Annotated in this window: 4 protein-coding genes; 1 reads left to right on the forward strand and 3 read right to left on the reverse strand. The window is 65.2% G+C overall.

Annotated elements, in window-relative coordinates; genetic code table 11:
- The coding region (locus tag ELR45_RS14250; protein WP_240759707.1) for a LuxR C-terminal-related transcriptional regulator at window positions 1-491 on the forward strand (491 nt) is incomplete at its 5' end.
- A 60-nt stretch (window positions 492-551) separates the two neighbouring features.
- On the opposite strand, the gene ELR45_RS14255 is transcribed toward ELR45_RS14250, so the two are convergent.
- From ELR45_RS14255 to ddaH, 3 genes are all read right to left on the reverse strand, one after another.
- Window positions 552-737 carry a hypothetical protein gene (locus ELR45_RS14255; protein WP_129666994.1) on the reverse strand — a complete coding sequence of 62 codons (186 nt, stop codon included), beginning with the start codon at window positions 735-737 and terminating at the stop codon, window positions 552-554.
- 81 nt (window positions 738-818) lie between these two features.
- On the reverse strand, window positions 819-2,042 hold the full coding sequence (gene rocD, locus ELR45_RS14260) for an ornithine--oxo-acid transaminase (RefSeq protein WP_129666995.1): 1,224 nt from the start codon (window positions 2,040-2,042) through the stop codon (window positions 819-821).
- On the reverse strand, window positions 2,039-2,793 hold a 755-nt coding region (gene ddaH / locus ELR45_RS14265), incomplete at its 5' end, for a dimethylargininase (RefSeq protein WP_240759709.1). The genes rocD and ddaH, both read right to left, overlap by 4 nt.

Raw genomic sequence — 2,793 nt, forward strand, 5'->3', positions numbered from 1 at the left:
TTGACATCCGGATGTCGGGTGTCGACGGACTGAGTGCTGCCACCGAGCTGATGGCCTTGCCGCAGCCACCCAAAGTGATCATGCTGACGACGTTCGACCTCGACGAATACGTGCACAAGGCCCTACAGGCAGGGGCGGTGGGCTTCCTGCTCAAGGACACGCCGCCTCGTGATCTGATCGCCGCAGTCCGGACCATTCACAATGGTGACGCTCTGCTGGCACCCAGCGTTACCAAGCGGCTATTGGAACGGTTCTCTGCGGCTGCGGCCCAGGACGGCGAGGCGGCAGCGAAAAGGCTGGAGGCGTTGAGCGAGCGAGAGCGGGCGGTGCTGGTGGCCGTGGCCCGGGGAATGTCCAACGCGGAGACCGGGCGGATCCTGGACATGCGAGAGGCGACGGTGAAGGCACACGTCAGCAGGATCTTGAGCAAGCTCGGCATGACGAACCGGGTACAGGCGGCCATGCTCGCACACGATGCCGGGTGGGTGTGAACGTTCCGTACGTCCTCTTAGCGAGCGCTAACCCACTCGTTCGGCACGGCGCAGAAGTCCTCAGTCGGTTGCCGTGGCGAATTGTGTGCGCTTGTTCGGCGGGAGAGGATCGTTGTGAACGACGACATCGAATTCTCCGCGAATCTCGATACGCCGGCCATCGCCTTCAGCAAGCTCTAGAGCTTGTGCCCATACCGTCGGGTTCACTTTGAATACCGCGACGTCTTTCTTCGATTGTTTGGCCACACCATTACGTTACTCCTCGCTCAAGGTGTGCGTCAGCCGACCCGCTGTGTCGAACGACACAACGGGTCGGGCGGGCGGAATTCAGCGCTTGCCCGCGGCAAGCACACGAGCCAGCGCGTCAACGGCGAGATCGATCTCCTCCGGCTCGACGACGAGCGGGGGAGCGAGCCGGATCGTGGAACCGTGGGTGTCTTTGACAAGAACTCCCTCCGCGAGCAGCGCTTCACATGCTTCGCGGCCGGTCATCAGACCAGGATCGATGTCGACGCCGGCCCAGAGCCCGCGCCCGCGTACGGCGTGCAGTCCGTGGCCCACCAGTGGCTCCAGCCGTTCCATGAGCTGCGCACCGAGTGATGTGGCCCTGCGCTGCCATTCTCCGGTGCGGAGCATGCCGACGACGGCGCGCCCGGCAGCACATGCCAGCGGGTTGCCTCCGAACGTGCTGCCGTGCTCGCCGGGATGGATGACGCCGAGTACGTCCTCGTTCCCGACGACGGCCGACACCGGGACGACTCCGCCGCCCAGGGCCTTTCCCAGCAAATAGAGATCGGGGACGACATCCTCGTGATCGCAGGCGAACGTGGCGCCGGTGCGGCCGAGCCCGGACTGGATCTCGTCGGCGATGAACAACAGCTGTCGTGCGTCGCACAGCTGCCGGACTTGAGACAGGTAGCCCTCGGGCGGGACGAGTACGCCGGCTTCACCCTGGATCGGCTCGATGAGGACGGCCACCGTGGTCTCGTCGATGGCATCCGCGAGCGACGGCGCGTCGCCGTACGGCACGACAGTGAACCCGGGCGTGAACGGGCCGAAGTGGGTGCGTGCCACAGGGTCGGTGGAGAAACTGACGATGCTGATGGTGCGGCCGTGGAAGTTGCCGTCCGCGACGACGATCGTCGCGGAGTCCTCTGGGACTCCTTTGACCTCGTAGCCCCATTTGCGGGCGACCTTCACCGCGGTCTCGACGGCCTCCGCGCCGGTGTTCATCGGCAGGACCAGGTCCTTGCCCGCGAGGTCGGCGAGCTCACGGGCGAACGGGCCGAGGACATCGTGGTGGAATGCCCGGCTGGTCAGCGTGATGCGGTCGAGCTGGGCCCGGACGGCATCGACGATCTCGGGGTTGCGGTGTCCGAAGTTCACCGCCGAGTAGGCGGCGAGACAGTCGAGGTAGCGACGGCCTTCGACATCAGTGACCCATGCACCTTCGCCCTCGGTGATGACCACGGGCAGGGGATGGTAGTTATGCGCGGTGCTGCTCTCGGTGAGCGAGACCAGTTCGTCTGTGCGGTTGGTGTCGATGGTCATATCGAACTCCTTCGAATGTTGGTCTGCTCACCGGCCTGCTGCCCTTGTGGTGCGACTACGGGCTCCGAACGCCTGTGTATTTCCAGGGTGGCGCATTTGACGCCGCCTCCGCCTTTCAAAAGCTCGGAAACGTCGACCGGAACCGGCGTGAAACCGGCTTCGGCGATGCGTGCGCACAGCTTTTCCGCCTGGGCCGCCAGAACGACGTGCAAGCCGTCGCTGACCGCGTTCAGGCCGAGCACGCGTGCGTCTGCATCTTCGGCGATGATCGCGTCGGGATAGCAATCGGCGAGCCGTCGCCGGCTGGACGGTGAGAACGCCGGCGGGTAATACGCGATGGTCTCGCTGTTGATGACGGTGAGTGCGGTGTCCAGGTGGTAGAAGCGGGGGTCGACGAGCTCAAGCGGGATGATGGGGACCCTGAACGTCTCCATGAGTTCGAGGTGTGCCTCCGGGCTGGATCGGAAGCCGCTACCGGCGATGATGTGCCGGCCGGTCCAGGCGAAGTCCCCCTCCCCTTCATTGATGGCTCGAGGCAGCCGGACGCGGATGCCGTGGGCGGCGAGCATACGCCGGTGCGCTGGTGCCTCACGGGCCCGTACCGGTTCGCGGAATCGTGCTCCAAGTGCGCGGTCCTCAATGGCCAGAGCTCCGTTGGCCGCGAACACCATGTCCGGCAGGCCGGGCACGGGCTCGAGGAGATCGACTCGGTGGCCGAGTCCTTCGTAGGTCTCGTGCAGGATCGTCCACT

Origin of the sequence: Phytoactinopolyspora endophytica, assembly GCF_004138495.1 — a bacterium.
GTDB classification, from domain to species: Bacteria; Actinomycetota; Actinomycetes; order Jiangellales; family Jiangellaceae; genus Phytoactinopolyspora; species Phytoactinopolyspora endophytica.

Bases quoted from the DNA above. Each gene is read 5' to 3' on its own strand.
- rocD (WP_129666995.1), bottom strand. From the start codon at position 2,042: ATGACCATCGACACCAACCGCACAGACGAACTGGTCTCGCTCACCGAG.